Raw genomic sequence first — 16,742 nt, 5'->3', positions numbered from 1 at the left:
TAAAAATAAAATTATTCTTATAAAAATAGGAATATTTAAAACTCTATATTGCTTTAAATATTCCTTCTCTTCACATGTTTATAATATATATTACAATGTATAATTGATAATTATGGTTTAAATCCTTACAGCATTTCTTCAATTTATCAATATATATTTTTGCTTACATATTATATAAATTTTTAACTAAGCTACAGCTTAGTTTCACAGTAACATAAATATTTAAGTCTCTCTATCTTAAAGTTTGATTTAGCTAGGATTTCTGGCCAGCACTTAACCATTTCATAAGCTTTATTCTTCTTTTCCTGTGACAGACTGCTCCAGTTAACTAAATCAGGAATCTCTTTATTTTCATTGTCTTTAGCGCTACTGCATTTCCAGCCTATTTTCTTTCTGTACTCATACCAATAATTATGCTCATTTTCTGCTAATATCTCTATTTCTTTTTGCGTAAATTCTAAAACTTCTAATTCTCCATTTACAGAAACAACATCATAATTTATTTTTAGCAAAGAATTAGGTATATGTTTAGCCTGATCTCTATAATAGTTCTTAACTTCTTCACTTAATTTACTCCATGTACTCATAAACTTCTCATCAGCATGCTTGTTTGCTTCATTTAAGAATACGTCTTTTTGATGAATAGCTGCTGCAAGCGCTTCAATTTTCTCACTATAAAATGCATCATGCATTAAATGACGTAAAAACTGCTCTTCATCAACATGCAGCTTTAATTGTTCTTTTGAAGGTAAATCCGATTGCTCCCACTTTTTTGCATCGGTTAACATGCTCATTTCAAGTATAGCTTCCATAGATCTCGATTCATGTTTATATCTTTTAATTTTAAGCAAGGCTCTCAGTACTCCGTTATCAATTTGGGCTTCTCCATTTTCATTTATAAGATGAGGTACTTTTCTTTCTAATAAAGATCTAAGCAACATTGCCCTTCTTATCATAAATAAATGATCCCATTTATCATCAGTTTGATTAGGTCCTAAGATATTTACATATCCTCTCAAGCGGCTTATAAAATCTGGTCCCTTAGCTCCTTTAAATTCAATCAAAAATCTCTTTTGTTCCTCTTCATCTTTGATATCTTCTCCGCTGAAATCCTTAAAGGTGCTGCTTGTTCCTCCAGCAAATACAAAGATAGCTTTTCCTATTGGATGAACAGAATCTCCCACTCTAAATACACCATCCTGCATTGGCGCTAAGAAATATTTTAACCATCCTAATTTCTCACCAAGTGCAGAATCAAACTCATCAAAAAATACCAATGGTATTTTACCTTCTAATACAACATCTCTCACCTTATGAAAGGCATTAGCTAGATCTAGTGATGAGCTAAACTGAGACAGATTGAAATCTAATTTTTTAATTAGATTTGACGCAATGCTATTAGCAATTTCTACTATACCAAATGATTTTCCAGAACCCGGTGTACCAAATACAGCTATAGAAAGAGGACGAACTGTATTTTTTGTAGATATATATTCCAGCATGAGATTTTTAATGCTTCTATAACTTTCTATTTCAGCTTTATCAACTGTAGCTAAATTTCCAAATCGCGCTATAGGTATAGTGTTAAGTGCATTCTTTACACCATTTTTCACTATATCATAAGCTATCTCTGCCAGGTTTGTGGAACTCTTGTCCTTTAATATATACCAACAAGCACGGCAATCAGCATTATTTCTATTAGGAACTTTTACATCCTGCACGTAATCTTCTCTTACAAAATCCTTCTCATCTTCAGTAAATATCAAAGGATTAGGAAAGCTTGATCTTTGAGGATCTTCACCAAATCCATAAATAAAATACTTTTGAGCTAAAACAATTCCTTTGCTTATACCTCTGCTTATTGATTCTTTTAATTCCTCATCCTCTTCCTTTCCAGAAACAATTGCACTTGCAAGCCCAGAAACAAAGCATGAAGTAAGCCCATACATTTTACCCTGATAATCTTTAATAAATCCACCTTCAAATTCATAAGGCAAAAAATATAATTTAGTTTCAGCTGCACCTTCATTTCTATAATATATAGTCCCTTCAAGTCCAAAGGGAATTATAAGATGACGGCAGTTTGCTAAAAATGTAAGATTAGGATTATTATTAATCTGCCAGATGAAATCCTGAGCTGTCTTTTCCCAGGAAAGACTCTTACTTATATTCACTCCCTTTGAACGCAGGTCATCACTATTTATAATAACTATTGTATTTTCATTATGATGCTTTTGTAAGTGTTGCCAAAGCTCATTTGAGTCTATTGGATTATTAGTCTTATACAATATTATTGGTGCTGTATTATTTTCTTTTAGAGCCAAGGGCCAAAACTCCTTATTGGAATTAAATCCATTATTTTCATCATCTAATACAATCATATCAACATCTGGATCATCATCTATAATTGGGAGTGATTTAGGCATTCCTGATACAGGTCCTGTGAAACCCATAAAACGACTGACTCTATAAACCTTCTTCTTATCACTTTTATTAAACATCGGAAAAAGCTCTAGTTCTAAAGTAGAATTAAGAAATTCTCCTGGCAAAATTAATTCTATATCATGTAATTCGGGTGAAAGTACAGTAGCTTTCGTTGCTAAAGATATAAACTTAGCTAAGAGCAGCCCCTCTCCATTTTTTAATGTACTATGCATATTGGGATAGCCTTGCCAATTCATTCCTTCATTATTTTCTGGATGGGTTATCCATTGCAATAAATCTACACTAATATCACCTGACACAACAATTTTTGTATTCTTATTCTCCATAATTTACACCTCCTAATGCTAAAATCTTACTATTAATATACATTTCCCATTATTAATTTGTTATAAACACTATATATATTCCAATTGACAATGACTTATGAAATCATTGCAAAACTCTCCTTATAGTTCTTCAAGCTATCTAAAATCAATTTTCTATGATACTATGATATTAATAAAATTCTTCTTTATCAAGAACGCACTTTTTTGTCATACAGTGACAAAAAAGTCACTAATGCAAGTGTGAGGTAGTTAAAATGATTCAAATATCAAATAATCATGAAGAATGCTATATGAAAGAAAAATGTGCTAAATATGAAAAATGCCCAATGGTTTTGGTTCAAAATATAGTTTCTGGGAAATGGAAAATATTAATTTTATGGTACTTAAGTTATAGTACGCTTAGATTCAGTGACCTTCAGAGAAAATTACCTAATGTTTCTCAAAAAGTGTTATCAAGGCAATTAAGAAGTATGGAAGAGGATAACATTATACATAGAGAGGTATATGCTGTTGTTCCACCTAAAGTTGAATATAGCTTAACAGAGGTTGGCAAGAAATTAATTCCTATTTTAGAGATGATGCATACCTTTGGAGCTGAATACTTAGAAGAAGGACTTGATAAATAATTAACTATAGATCCGCATAAGATTTTTTATTTATCTAGTGTAATTTGCCACCATCCTGACACATTAACTAATTATAATAAAATCATAAAGTTAATAATAATTTTTTCATAAATATTTACCCCATTAAATAAATATTTCAATAAAGAGTATCACTCATTTCCTCTTTTGATGTGTTACTCTTTATTTATTAAAAAGATTCTATAAGATGAGATATGGGGACTTATTTTATTTTTTCAAATATTGCCAGTGTCTGAATATTTTCAATATAATATGTGTAATTATCCAAGTTATCCTCAAGGTTCATCTCATTGATCCAGTCAATGTATCCTTTGTATAGTTTCAATGCAAGCTCATCATTATAGGTCAATGCGATCCCTCCTTTTACATATATTACATTATATAACATTAATTTATACATTTTCTACACTATTTAAATTTCTTTTTCATTATTAAAACACAAATTATCAAATCTAACACCGCCCCCTTAGACTATTATCTTAACAGCCCAAGGCGAAAAACGGACAACTATCGGACATACACTTATTTAAGTTAATTTCATAATTTCTTTTAAATATTTCTTATTTAATAATCTGACCATCCTATTTATATTTCCATGCCTAATACAGTTAAATTGTTTTTAACTACATTCTTGCAGTCCAACGATATAAAAAATGATATAAAATCTTTTTTAAATAATTCCTCAGATTCAATATTCATAAAAATTCCCCCTCGCTTAATATTCTATATAAAAACAGCCATCATCTAAAACATAAATACTTCCAGTTAAATTATAATCACTCGATCTGCATCTTCCACCATATCAACAATTATAGCACTTTTTACATTTGCCTAAATTTTATCAAATGTTATGTAAACAATTTTTAACTTTTTTATTCTCTCTACATATTTAATTAGACGTTCCTTCTATGAAAAATTAAAATACTCTTACCATGTTTTGTAGGTAAGAGTTTTCATCATAATAATATATATTTCAAAGCAGCATTTGATACTTCAATGTATATAGCTAATATAGCAATAGCACAAGACAATAAGTTACGTGAATTGCTATTGCTATGATTTCCTTCATTGTTTCCCAGTAACGCGAAAAACATATTACTGTTTACCCATGTCGTGCATTTTTGTCGGAATGCAGGCAACCATCGCCAGCAAGGCAATGACCATCGCAACGAAAAATGTGATATGCAGGGCAAAAGTAAACGATTGGCTTTCAATAGCTTGAGCACTCAGCTCTTGTGCTGTTGCATTCTGTTTTCCCAAAGCTTGTAATGTTGTGAACAAGGCTCCTGATACGGTTACGCCCAGAATCATACCAATGTTTTTCATGGTGGAAAGTGTGCCTGATGTTACCCCTCTGTCCGCGTCGGGAACGCTTCCTAGAACAGCACTGTTGTTGGGCGTTTGAAACATACCATACCCAATCCCGATCAGAGCTACCACAAAGATCAGATAAGGCAACCCAGTATTCTGTCCAAGAAAGCCCATCAGCAATAAAGCGGCACCCATAATCCCCATGCCAGCAATACAAAGTCCACGGCTGCCGATTCGGTCGGATAGAGAACCGCTGATCGGAGCCGCAACCATAAAGGCGAGAGGCATAGGCAAATACAAAAGGCCGGTTTGAACCGTAGCAAAGTGCCGAAAAGTTTCAAGATAGAACGGCAAAAGAAAGATAAAAATGTACATAGCTGTAAAATTAAGCATTGCCGCTATTCCATTGTAAACAAATATTCGGCTGCGAAACAGGGTGATGCGCAAAATAGGGTTCGACTGTTTGCGTTCATAAAGCACGAATAGAAAACAAAGTATGACTCCAGCAGCCAACAATCCGATAAACAATCCAGTAGACATATAGGATTCTCCTACCGTATCAAGCGGGATTAAAATCAGCCACAGAGACAAAATAAACAAAGCTCCGCCTTTCCAGTCAAACAGTGCATTTGTTGTCTGTGGCTCGTCCTTTTCAATGTTGCGAACAGCCAAAAAGATAGCAATCAAGCCCACTGGAACATTGACAAAAAAGATGCTATTCCAGCCGAATGCAGCAGTCAATATGCCACCAAGAAGCGGACCGAGACAAAGGGCTATGGCAATGGAGACAGCTGTCACGCTAAGTGCTTTGCCGCGGTCTTTCTCCTCGGCAGCATGAGTGGAAATTGCCGGCCCAGATGAAATTATCATGGCTCCTCCTACTGCTTGTGTGATACGCCCAAAAATCAATATGTATATATTTCCAGATAGGCCACATATCAACGAGCCCACCGTAAACATCGACAGCCCTGTTACAAAAATCCGTTTTCGCCCAAAGGCATCCGCCAGTTTTCCGCATAGCAATAACATACTACTGATAGTAATGAGGTATGCAGTAACCACCCATTCGGTCAATGTAAGAGAAATGTTAAAATCTTTTTGAATTACCGGTAATGACACGTTTACTATGCTGTTGTCGATTTGGCTCATAAAACTGCCCAACGCAACGGTAATCAAAATGTTTCGTAGTTTTGTACGTGAAGTATGTTTCATAGGTACCACTCTCCTTTCCAAGATAAGGATGTTAAAATACGAGAAATTTCTCACATTTATAATAAGCCGCAAGTTCATCGTTGTCAATAGTATGCGAGGAATTCCTCACATATTATTGACAAGTATTCTGTCGGAGAATATAATGACGATAAAAGGAGTGATCGTATGAGTGAAGCAAGACCTATCCGCAGACCTAGGCAGTCCAGAGGAATCGCATCTCGGTCAAAAATCGTTGATGCTGCCTTTAAAATATTTCAGGAAAAGGGATATTACGGCACCAACACCGAAGACATTGCAAAAGCCGCTAATGTTTCCATTGGATGCCTGTATTCATACTTCAAGGATCGTGACGATTTGTTCCATGAGATACTTAACCAGAGGAATCAGATTTTCCTTCAACTGCTTCCTTCCGAATCAGTCACGATAAAATCAAAAGAAGATATCCGCGAGTGGTTGAAAAAGCAGATAGTCCGAGTAGCCGAATTTCAAAAGAGTTATCAACGCATCTATACAGACGTTCGTTCCCTTTCTTATTCTTCCACTGTGATTTCACATATTCTTACGGAGCAGCGAAACCATCGTCTCCATGTAGCAATGGAGTTTTTCAATACGCATAAACAAATTCTTAAAGTGGAAGATATAGAAGCGGCTGCGATTCTGTTCTGTAATCTTATTTCTGTCACCACAGAACAAATTGCATTCCGGGAAAACGATATCTCGGAAGATCGGATTTTGCAGGCTGGAGTTGATGCCTTGATGGCGTATCTGTTTGATTTCACGTAACAGCAGCCATATAAAAGTTTTTTTGTGTAAATCCATCAGTAAAAGTTGGCATGATAACGCAGTTACTTGGATTAACTAATGAATTCGTTAATTGGATAAGTAATTTAAATCTGCTGGATTTATACTGGTAGGAATATCTATAGTAGTACAACTTTTTGAATAAGAAAAGGCTTAACCGTTGCAGTTAAGCCTTTCTTTTTTTGTACATTTGTACTCCCAGCGGGAAAAACTTTAATATTTTTATAAATTCTTTTACAAATATAATTTTATGTAAAGCGCCTATCTTCAAAACTTAGCAAAAAGATATTGTATCTACAAAATAGCTTATACATTTATATGTGTTTATAAAATGTCGGTATTTTGTCGGTTATTTTATTGAACCATAAATACACTTTCTAACATATACAATGTCCCTCTTCTTTCTTCATAATTTGGGGCAAAAAGATGCACTATTCATTTAGAATAATGTGTTATATATATTACTAATTAAGTTATTATTTTTTTTAATTCAGAACACTATAATAATCTGAAACTGGTCTTATTCCAACTGCAGCCTCTAATGTTGCAATTAGATTTTCATCTCTCTCTCTTTTATCAGTGGTAACAAATTCTCTTATAGATTCTTTATCAGAATTGATAAAAATTAAATTCCTTATTTCTTGCATTTCCATTTTTAGTTCTAAATCTTTATTATGTATATTTAAGAGTTCAGCAAGTTCCTCTTCATTTATCAATAAGTCAAGTTTAAAAATAGCTGATAAAAAATTTCTTTTTCCACCACTTTTCAAATAGCAAGGTTTCAGTTTTTTTACAATTTCTTTATTTTCTATCTGTATTCCTAGCTCTTCTAAAATTTCTTTTTTTATGTTATGCTCCAAATTTAAAAATTCCCCGCTAATATCCTCTTTATCAATTCCACCACCAATAAATTGTAATTTGAAAGGAAAAGCTGTGCATTCGTTCATTTCTCCAATAGCAAACTTATTATCAATAGTTTCAATCAGTACAGAAGTGTGGATAATTCTACAATCATCATCTTCATAATTATTTTTATGCATTGTATATAAAAAATGTGCATAGTTAGTTAATCCAACGTAAATATGTATTTCACTTCCATTAATCTTTATTTTATAAATTGTAAATACATCACCATTAAAAAGTTTTTTCCCGGTGTTTAAAAGGCTTTCCCAATGACTTTGGACTCTTTTACTATATTCTTTTGCTAGGGATATTTTTTTATTTGTGTAATGTACTTTTACATTATCATCGAACTTTAACATATTAATTTCTTTCATAAATTATAATTCCCTCCACAATTGTTTTTCAAGATATAATCTACTATTTAGAAGTAATTATAACATAAATTGTAAATATAATATTGTTCAGCTTTTAAGGAATGTAATTCATATTAATTACTACATCAAATCTACATACTTATATATTTCTAAAAATTCATTTATGGAATTTAAAGCAAATAAGTGGGGGCATGTGGTGTAAATCAAAGCTTTCTATTAAATTTTACATAGTAGGGGAATATAAATTCACCTCTTTTTTATTCATCCATGAATTACGCACTAAAAAAATCATAAATTTATTCTATAGAATAATACGATTTTACAATTTGCTATTTATTTTTAGTGATTTATAATTTAAGAATGTGTGAAATAAACAATTAATATCCTAACTGTTTTCCTACGATAATTACTTTTATTCTATTTTGTATAAATTGCCCTTTAATTATTGTAAAGTCATTACATATTCTATTTGGACTTTTACAATCTACACAATATCCTAAAGTAGTACATGGAGTGTTTTTCCCTAATCTTTTTGCGTCAATTGGAGCCGAGTAATTTCTGACTCTTTTTTCTGCTTCTTCTATATTCTTAACAATCTTATTTATACCAGTTACTAAGATAACTTGCTTAGGTCCATAAATCATTGGTGCAACTCTACTTCCATTTCCATCAATATTATAAATCTCTCCCTCTTCAGTTAATGCATTTGTGCTACATATAAAAGTGTCAGCAGAAAAGTTTTTAATATATATTTGTTTTTTTTCTTCACTTGTAATTCCTTCTTTGTATTTATCTAAAAAAGTGTAGTTCCCTTTACGAAGAAAATCTATAGCTCTCGTTTCAAAAAGTGTAATTGAATCGCCTACACCCACTACAGAATTTTCATCTATAAGTTCTTTTAAAAGTTTTATTAGTTCAACTTCATCTTTGACAAAAAATCCTGCCATATTGCGTTTTCTTAAATTATTAATAGTTCTCTCAATTTGTTTTTCTAAAAACCACAAAACATCATTATCCATCTGAACATATATCCTTTCTATTTAATTGCTCTTTGCCTCTTATACTAATTGAATTATCTATCAAATTATAAATTTCAATATCTTCATAATAAGTAGATACAAAACCATCTAAATCATGATTATTATAAAAGCCTAATTGCTTTTGAACTAGTTCTTCTATATTAATCCTATTTTATCCTCACTTTTATTTATATATTAATTTTGCGTGCTAATTGCAAACTTATCAATTATTATATCATATTTAATTAATACCGCATTATTCAATTATCAAAGAACACTTTTATAATTTATTACGTCAAATCTACATACTGTGCAGATTACAATAAAATTTATCTTCACATATTAAAAACAATGATAGGAGAACAGAACCTATCATAGCAATAACTTTCGTTGTCATTTCTTTGTTACTTTCTGTTATTGTACAACACCCTAACGTTTTAGGCCTTGCACTCTAAATTTAAGTTGACATTCCTATCTCATAAGCATATAATTTTTATGTAAGTATAAACATGTAAATATATACACGTTTGTACTTACATATATATTTAAATATACATCTAGGAGTGATTTATAGTGAAAGATTTAAACGAATTTTTTGGAAGTCATTTTATTTATACTTACGAAAATGGCTGGGAATATGAATTTTATATTAAAAATGAAGATACTCTCGATTATCGTATCCATAGTGGAATGGTAGCAGGACGCTGGGTCCGTGATCAAAAAGTAGATGTTGTAAAAATTGCAGATGGAGTCTATAAAGTTTCATGGACTGAACCAACTGGTACAGATGTTTCTCTAAATTTTATGCCGAATGATAAACGTATGCATGGTGTTATTTTCTTCCCTAAATGGGTTCATGAACATCCTGAAATTACAGTTTGCTACCAAAATGACTTTATTGACCTAATGCACGAATCTCGTTTAAAATATGAGACTTATCCAAAGTATGTTGTTCCAGAGTTTGCCAACATCACTTATTTTAAAAATGAGGGAATAAATAATGAGAAAGTTATATCTCAAGCACCTTATGAAGGTATGACAGATGATATTCGTTCTGGAAAATTGACTTTTTAAATAAGTAAAAGTATATATATCCATAAAATAAACAAAACGTTATTCTTAAAGAGGATAGCGTTTTGTTTATATAGATAGAGAACTATCTATATGCTATGATTAATTCATAATAAATTCTTATATTTGTCTGCTATTTTTATTTATCCGATGTCTAGTCTAGCCACTTTAACACTCCAATCTTCTATTAAAGTGGGAGATAACAGTGACACGACCCTAGATAAGTTCAACTAAAATTCAGATGGAGATCAAACTCCACCTGAATCAAGTTTCACTTGATGTTATTAGCTTCAAAATTCTCCTAAACAGGTGCATTTTTATTTTCTCCTTGAATTAAGTTTAATTCATTCATCTTTTTTATCTCACGATATATAAAAATTAAAGATATCATTGCAGCAAGAAAATCAGCTAATGGAACAGATACAAAAATACCAGTGACTTTAAGAAATATTGGGATTATTAACATTAATGGTATCAAAAATAAGAATGGTTTCATTATTGATAAAAATAATGCAGGCTTAGGTTTGCCAATATACTGAAAAAAACTTGAAGCAATTACTTGAACGCCTACTAAAGGACTCATAAATATCATTACTCTTAAAATAGGAACCGTCAATGCTACTAATTCATTATCAGATGTAAAAACACCCGCTATTTTATTTGTAAAACTAATAATTATAACTAAAAATCCCAATGAAATTAAAACTGATGCTAAAATTGCAAGCTTTAAGCTTTGTTTTACTCTATCGAATTTTTTAGCACCATAATTAAATCCTATAATAGGCTGAAGAGCCTGTCTAATTCCATACATAGTAATGGTAATAAACCCGAATACACGATTATATATACCAATTGCAGAAACATATAAGTCAGATCCTCCATAAATTTTTAATGAATTATTTAATACTATGGCTAGAATTCCATAAGCCAGTTGAGTCATAAACGTAGATAATCCTAGGGAAATCGCTTCCTTTAATAACTTTATATTAATTGTTAAATTTTTAACTTTTACCCCTAAAATTTTACTATTAAAACAGATGTATACTAGTAAAAATATGAAACATATTATTTGCGAAATGTCTGTAGCAATGGCAGCTCCTTTTATCCCATATTGAAGTCTTGTAATCAATATATAATCTAACGGAATATTAATTACAGGTCCTATTATCATGCTTATCATAGCAATATTAGCATGTCCTTCTGATTGTATGATGCTATTGCTAATAATACTAAAAACAAAAAAAACACTACAATATAAAGTAATTCTAAAGAATGTTACAGCATAGGGTAGTATATTTTCCAAGGAACCAAAAATATATAACATGGGTCTGATGAAAACTAGTCCTACAACCATAATTAAAATTCCTAATAGAATAGAGGATGTTAATGCAGTACCCACAGCCTTTTCTGCTCTTAGTTTATTTCCAGCTCCAAGACTTCTGGAAGTTATAGAAGCAATTCCAACTCCAATCATTTGAGAAAGGGCCAGTATTATTTGTTGAATAGGAAAAACTATAGTTAAAGCTGCAATTCCTAAGCTACCATTAGGCTGATTACCTATAAAAATTGCATCAATAATATTATATAATACATTAGCTAAAAATACACTTATGGCAGGGAGAGAAAACTTAAAGAGTAATCTTTTGATACTACCTTCCAAAATAAAATTTTCAAGTTCAGTCATATTATTACCTCCAAAAAGTTTATATTGAATTATATATTTATAATATATTGTTAATTATAAATTCCTATAATAAAGTATTGTGCTAGTTGATTCATCGTATTGAAAATAGTTGCTTTTTTATGATAGAACTTTCTGCCTTGTAAAAATTTAAGTCATTCTTTTCAACTATATTGTATCTAATTAAATCAATACCTACCATATTATATATACTATAGTAATTGTTTCCATTGTAATTCGTTGTGAAATTTTTGTCAAGCTCGCATTCACTTATAATAGAGTTCACCGTATCAGTATCAAGTAATAACGCTATTGGGTTATCAACTATATTTTCATTATTAATATAAATAAAATATATCAGACTATATCCTTACAAATATAGTCCTATACAAATCAAGTATTTTAGCCACTTTACTGATAATCACATATATCTATAAACTGCCTTGTACGTTTAAATATATTTTGAAAATGTCGGTATTTTGTCAGTATCTTCTTCCATATTTAAATTTAATTATTATGACCTAAAGTGTAGTTTTCGAATACTTTTTCAAACCATTTAATACAATATAAATAAGTTCAAATCATACTTAATTATATTTTGTTTAATATTGGTCATAATATAAATAAGAAAAGCTTAATAGTTAGAGTGCTAAATTAGAGTAAAAACACCTAAATTCCTATAGATAATCTTAACAAACTCAAAGATATCTCTTAATCTAATATTTATATTAACCCCTTATTTTACTCACTTAAATACTACTCGGAAATAAAATATATATAATTATAGTTGTTTATATTTTATGATACAATACAAATAGAAAAGCTTAGTACTGCTAATACTAAGCTAATCCTAGAACGTTTTTTAGTTTTAGGGCTATTAGATTACGAACGCTTATTTGTCAGATGGGGCGTTCTTTTCTGTTGTCTTAAAATTTATTTTAAAACCTTTTATGCCAGTTTCAAGACTAAAATCACAGTTCTTGGAACTGCTTCTCAAAGCTCTATTAACTAATATCACTAAAATTAATGTTACTGATACTATCAAAACACAAATTATCAAATCCAATACCACCTCCTTAAACCATTATTTCTAACAGCCAAAGGTGGGTAAACATTCAAAAACCATCGCACCCATCTTTACGGAACATAGGATTATTATAATATTATTGAATTGTAATTTAAATAATTATTTACTTTTCATACAATAAGGAAATCAACGAGCAGCTACCTCAATTTATTATACATGGATTACGGCATACACATGCTGCTATATTATTGCTTAAAGGTGAAAATATAAAAGTCATATCTGAAAGGCTCGGTCATAAATCAACTCAAATAACATGGGATACTTATAGTCAAGTTTTACCTTCAATGAAAAAGCAAACAGCCGACCTATTAAATAATATTTTTAATGATCTATATATTTTTTTACTCAAAAATGTCGGTTAAATATCGGTATTTTGAGTACAATAAAAGCTACAACCGTTCATATAACTAAGTTGTAGCTTTTATATGGTACTCCCAGCGAGAATCGAACTCACATCTATCCCTTAGGAGGGGATTGTTCTATCCATTTAACTATAGGAGCATATATCAAAAAATTTAAACATATTTATTTCGTACCTTTAAATTTTATTATAATTATGTGTCATTGTCAAACTAATAATTTATATTTCTTTCCTACTTAAGTAAACTTATCAAATAAAATCAAAAGTTTAATCGCCAAATCTTCATGATTTGGCGACTTTTAAGACACATGAAAATAAATATTAGTTAAAGGATGCGTTATATATTAAAGTTAGAAATCATATTCAAAATATTCCTCCATAAAGCTCTCAAGCTGCTGCTGAAGATTTACTTTTTCCTCATACAAGTTATTTATCTTTTCATAATCATCACAATTCTCATTAATTTCTGCTTCTAAGACTTTTAGCTTTTCTTCTAATTCTTCTATCTGCTTTTCTAATCTTTGCTTTTTAAACTCATTATTATTTGACTTTGTTGTTTTAACTGCTTTTTCTTTTTGTTTTTTTATAATTTTATTACCAGCATCAGTATTTCTTAGAGCTTCTCCTGATGCCTTAAGCTCAGCTGATTTTTCCTTATAATACTCATAATTACCGGCATATGATACTAGAGAACTGTTCTTTAACTCTACAACTCTGTCTGCTATATTATTTATAAAATATCTATCATGAGAGATAAAGAAAAGTGTACCGGTAAAATCTTTTAAAACTCCCTCAAGCTCTTCTCTCGAATCTATATCCAAATGATTTGTTGGTTCATCTAAAATCAAAAGATTTATCTCATTGTACATGAGCATTGCTAACTTAAGTCTGCTCCGTTCCCCTCCTGAAAGAGAACCAACCCTTTTAAATACCATTTCCCCAAAAAACATGTATTTTGCAAGGTACTCTCTCGCCTTTCCTTCTGTTATTGTTATTCCGTCTCTGAAGCTTTCCAATATGCTCTTGTTTTCATCTTTAAAGCTTATATTTTGCGGTAAATATCCAAGCTTTATGCCGCTTCCTAAAGCAGCTGTTCCATTATCTGCTCTTAAGTCTCCAAGTAATATCTTTATCAAAGTAGACTTTCCACAGCCATTTGCGCCTATTAAAGCTACCCTTTCTTTATTTCTAATTAGTAAATCTATTTTATTAAATAGAGCTCTTTTACCATAACTCTTACTTAATTCCTTGATTATGACCACATTATCTCCTGATCTTTCTCCAATATTAGTATGAATATTCATACTGGATCTTTCCAAAACTGGCTTATCTACTCTTTGAAGCTTATCTAAAAACTTCTGCATATTTGCAGCTCTTTTAAAGAATTTTTCGTTATCTCCTCTCATTCCCCAATCTCTAAGCTGAGCTATGGACTTTTCAATCTCTTTTATCTTCTTTTGCTGGCTTAAAAACGCCTCCATTTGAAGCTTAAGCTGTCTCTCTTTTTCATTAACATATGCTGTATAGTTTCCCTCGTAGCTTGTAGATACCATATCCTCTATCTCTATTATCCTTGTAACCACATTATCTAGAAAATATCTGTCATGAGATACTATCATAACTATACCTTTATATTCTTTAAGATAAGCTTCAAGCCATTCCATAGTTTCTAAATCCAAGTGATTAGATGGTTCATCTAAAAGCAGTATATCTGGATTTTTAAGAAGTATTTTTCCTAAAATCACTGTGGTTTTTTCTCCTCCGCTAAGTTCAGAGAATAGTTTATTTTTAAACTCTTCATTAATTTTAAGTCCCACACAAACCTTGCTTAACTTTTCTTCTTTTTCATACCCTCCAAGGCTTTCATAAGCCATCTGAACTTTTGAATAACAATTCAAAAGCTTTTCCATATCTTCTTCATTGTTATCTGCTAATTGCTTTTCCAAAACTTCCATCTCTTTTTGCAATCTATCTATATTTTCAAAAGCTGTGTTTAGCACATCAATTGTTTTAAAGTTTTTAGGGTATACCGGCATCTGCTCAAGGTATCCAAGAGTTGAGTTCTTTTTAATTGATATTGTGCCTTTCTCATAACCTTCAACCCCCATTATTATTTTTAAAAGAGTACTCTTTCCACATCCATTTCCTCCTACAATCCCAACCTTTTCACCTGTCTGAATATCAAAGGTCACATTCTCTAAAACCATATTTGCCCCATAATATTTTTGTAATTTATTCAAAGCTAATTCTATCATTTTCATTTCCCCCAGTTTCTTTTAATTTTTCCTCTATATTCTTGTGCTTGTTAATCTTTAATAGCAATAATATCATTACTGGTATATATAAAAGCCCTATAAGCTCAAAGGTTACTGAAAATCCAATCTTTTCTGCTAAAAGACCAAAGAGCGGAAATACACCTATCATAAAAATGCTGAAGCTAAAGCTGTCAAAAGACAGTATTGTTGCCCTATATTCCGATGGTATCCTTGAGTTTATATAAGTACTGAGTACAGTAAAAGCTAATCCTCCTGTTGTTGAAGTCAGTAGAAAGAAAACTATGGCTGACTCCTTACTTAAGCCTAAGCCTAGCAGAGATATTATATTTGCTATCGATATGCTTATTAACGTTCCTCTTAAGCTTAATTTATTCTCAACCTTGTATGCGTATTTTGAGCTTACTGCCTCGAGCAGACTACTTACTGCACATATTACCGCAATCATGGTTTTTGAATAGCTCATATCTGAGAAATACTGCTGACTATAGAAAAACACAGTAGTTTGAAGACTTCCTGCTAATGCTGAAAATAATATTAAATACAATACTATCTTTCTTTTCTTAAGTACTCTCATACTAGTATTCAATTGATTTATTATTAAACTTCCTTGAATTTCTTCTTTATCATCCTTATGAACTTGTGGTTCATTGAAATTGTAGGCAGCTATTAATGCAGCAATTTGCACAATTGTTCCTAGTATATACGCATATAAGAACCTTACATCAGACAAAATTCCTCCAAATAAAACCGCTATTCCCTGGGAAATACACATAATGAAAGATAGATTTCCCCACAATACTTTATACTTTTCTTCTTCCCCAAGTTCTTTAAGACTGTCATAAATCAAAGCTTCTCCAGCTCCAGAATTTAAGTTCATTGCTGCAGCACTTAAGACAAAGGAAGCTGCAAAGCCTAAAAAGCTATTTGACATAATCATTAGAATACATGAAATTATGCTTACAAACCTCCCTAAGACTACACTGAACTTCTTTCCATACAAATCTGCAATAACCCCTGTAGGCAGCTCAAATAACACTGATGTTATATGATAAATTGATTCTAAGACTCCTATCTCAATTAACGACATGCCCTTGAAGCCTAAATATAAGACCCATATGGCTGAAGTGATGTTCAATTGTAATAAAAAATTATATATATAACTGACTTTTATATTTCGTTTCAATTTTTCCTTCATGTTTATCTCCTCCAAAATCTTAGGCACAAAAAAATA

13 protein-coding genes and 1 tRNA gene are annotated in these 16,742 nt (G+C 31.1%); 4 read left to right on the top strand and 10 right to left on the bottom strand.

What is annotated here, in order from left to right; all coding sequences use genetic code 11:
* Window positions 1–191: 191 nt before the first annotated feature.
* Entirely contained in the window at window positions 192–2,771 is a 2,580-nt protein-coding gene (locus CLOBL_RS15955) for a RyR domain-containing protein (RefSeq protein ID WP_077859954.1), read from the bottom strand.
* 254 nt (window positions 2,772–3,025) lie between these two features.
* On the opposite strand from CLOBL_RS15955, the gene CLOBL_RS15950 reads away from it, so the two are divergent.
* Window positions 3,026–3,397: a helix-turn-helix domain-containing protein gene (locus CLOBL_RS15950; protein WP_077859953.1), complete on the top strand. Its 372-nt coding sequence runs from the start codon at window positions 3,026–3,028 to the stop codon at window positions 3,395–3,397.
* A gap of 220 nt (window positions 3,398–3,617) precedes the next feature.
* On the opposite strand, the gene CLOBL_RS28080 is transcribed toward CLOBL_RS15950, so the two are convergent.
* Both CLOBL_RS28080 and CLOBL_RS15945 read right to left on the bottom strand, forming a co-directional pair.
* Entirely contained in the window at window positions 3,618–3,764 is a 147-nt protein-coding gene (locus CLOBL_RS28080; protein ID WP_179117774.1) for a hypothetical protein, read from the bottom strand.
* A gap of 746 nt (window positions 3,765–4,510) precedes the next feature.
* Window positions 4,511–5,938: an MFS transporter gene (locus tag CLOBL_RS15945; RefSeq protein WP_179117773.1), complete on the bottom strand. Its 1,428-nt coding sequence runs from the start codon at window positions 5,936–5,938 to the stop codon at window positions 4,511–4,513.
* Window positions 5,939–6,103: 165 nt separating this feature from the next.
* Between CLOBL_RS15945 and CLOBL_RS15940 the strand changes: the two genes are divergently transcribed.
* Window positions 6,104–6,721 (top strand): TetR/AcrR family transcriptional regulator, encoded by a 618-nt coding sequence (locus tag CLOBL_RS15940; RefSeq protein ID WP_077859951.1) that lies wholly within the window; start codon window positions 6,104–6,106, stop codon window positions 6,719–6,721.
* 503 nt (window positions 6,722–7,224) lie between these two features.
* Here the strand turns inward: CLOBL_RS15940 and CLOBL_RS15935 are convergent.
* Both CLOBL_RS15935 and CLOBL_RS15930 read right to left on the bottom strand, forming a co-directional pair.
* A complete protein-coding gene (locus CLOBL_RS15935; protein WP_077859950.1) occupies window positions 7,225–8,016 on the bottom strand; it encodes a hypothetical protein in 792 nt (263 codons plus the stop codon).
* A gap of 377 nt (window positions 8,017–8,393) precedes the next feature.
* The gene (locus CLOBL_RS15930; protein ID WP_077859949.1) at window positions 8,394–9,035 is read right to left on the bottom strand and encodes a lactate utilization protein; all 642 of its coding nucleotides are present in this window, start codon (window positions 9,033–9,035) and stop codon (window positions 8,394–8,396) included.
* A 573-nt stretch (window positions 9,036–9,608) separates the two neighbouring features.
* On the opposite strand from CLOBL_RS15930, the gene CLOBL_RS15925 reads away from it, so the two are divergent.
* Window positions 9,609–10,109, top strand: coding sequence for a phenolic acid decarboxylase (locus CLOBL_RS15925; RefSeq protein WP_077859948.1), 501 nt, complete (start codon window positions 9,609–9,611; stop codon window positions 10,107–10,109).
* Window positions 10,110–10,407: 298 nt separating this feature from the next.
* Here CLOBL_RS15925 and CLOBL_RS15920 read toward each other — a convergent pair whose 3' ends face one another.
* Window positions 10,408–11,790 carry an MATE family efflux transporter gene (locus CLOBL_RS15920; protein ID WP_077859947.1) on the bottom strand — a complete coding sequence of 461 codons (1,383 nt, stop codon included), beginning with the start codon at window positions 11,788–11,790 and terminating at the stop codon, window positions 10,408–10,410.
* Window positions 11,791–12,679: 889 nt separating this feature from the next.
* The gene (locus tag CLOBL_RS28075) at window positions 12,680–12,853 is read right to left on the bottom strand and encodes a hypothetical protein (RefSeq protein ID WP_179117772.1); all 174 of its coding nucleotides are present in this window, start codon (window positions 12,851–12,853) and stop codon (window positions 12,680–12,682) included.
* Between the two features lie 116 nt (window positions 12,854–12,969).
* Between CLOBL_RS28075 and CLOBL_RS15915 the strand changes: the two genes are divergently transcribed.
* Entirely contained in the window at window positions 12,970–13,236 is a 267-nt protein-coding gene (locus CLOBL_RS15915) for a tyrosine-type recombinase/integrase (protein WP_077859946.1), read from the top strand.
* Window positions 13,237–13,300: 64 nt separating this feature from the next.
* On the opposite strand, the gene CLOBL_RS15910 is transcribed toward CLOBL_RS15915, so the two are convergent.
* The 3 genes from CLOBL_RS15910 to CLOBL_RS15900 form a co-directional block, all read right to left on the bottom strand.
* A tRNA-Arg gene (locus CLOBL_RS15910) sits at window positions 13,301–13,375 on the bottom strand.
* Between the two features lie 210 nt (window positions 13,376–13,585).
* Window positions 13,586–15,490, bottom strand: coding sequence for a ribosomal protection-like ABC-F family protein (abc-f, locus tag CLOBL_RS15905; protein WP_077859945.1), 1,905 nt, complete (start codon window positions 15,488–15,490; stop codon window positions 13,586–13,588).
* Window positions 15,468–16,706 carry an MFS transporter gene (locus CLOBL_RS15900; RefSeq protein WP_242953859.1) on the bottom strand — a complete coding sequence of 413 codons (1,239 nt, stop codon included), beginning with the start codon at window positions 16,704–16,706 and terminating at the stop codon, window positions 15,468–15,470. Before CLOBL_RS15900 ends, abc-f begins: the two co-directional genes overlap by 23 nt.
* Between the last annotated feature and the right edge of the window lie 36 nt (window positions 16,707–16,742).

Source organism: Clostridium sp. BL-8, from assembly GCF_002006495.1.
GTDB lineage: Bacteria > Bacillota > Clostridia > Clostridiales > Clostridiaceae > Clostridium.
The sequence above is the reverse complement of the archived record's forward strand: the minus strand, read 5'-3'. Positions and strand labels throughout refer to the sequence as shown.

Coding starts and splice junctions, on each gene's coding strand:
- CLOBL_RS15955 (WP_077859954.1), bottom strand. CDS start 2,771: ATGGAGAATAAGAATACAAAAATTGTTGTGTCAGGTGATATTAGTGTA.
- CLOBL_RS15920 (WP_077859947.1), bottom strand. CDS start 11,790: ATGACTGAACTTGAAAATTTTATTTTGGAAGGTAGTATCAAAAGATTA.
- CLOBL_RS15900 (WP_242953859.1), bottom strand. CDS start 16,706: ATGAAGGAAAAATTGAAACGAAATATAAAAGTCAGTTATATATATAAT.
- CLOBL_RS15935 (WP_077859950.1), bottom strand. CDS start 8,016: ATGAAAGAAATTAATATGTTAAAGTTCGATGATAATGTAAAAGTACAT.
- CLOBL_RS15940 (WP_077859951.1), top strand. CDS start 6,104: ATGAGTGAAGCAAGACCTATCCGCAGACCTAGGCAGTCCAGAGGAATC.
- CLOBL_RS15950 (WP_077859953.1), top strand. CDS start 3,026: ATGATTCAAATATCAAATAATCATGAAGAATGCTATATGAAAGAAAAA.
- abc-f (WP_077859945.1), bottom strand. CDS start 15,490: ATGATAGAATTAGCTTTGAATAAATTACAAAAATATTATGGGGCAAAT.
- CLOBL_RS15930 (WP_077859949.1), bottom strand. CDS start 9,035: ATGGATAATGATGTTTTGTGGTTTTTAGAAAAACAAATTGAGAGAACT.
- CLOBL_RS15945 (WP_179117773.1), bottom strand. CDS start 5,938: ATGAAACATACTTCACGTACAAAACTACGAAACATTTTGATTACCGTT.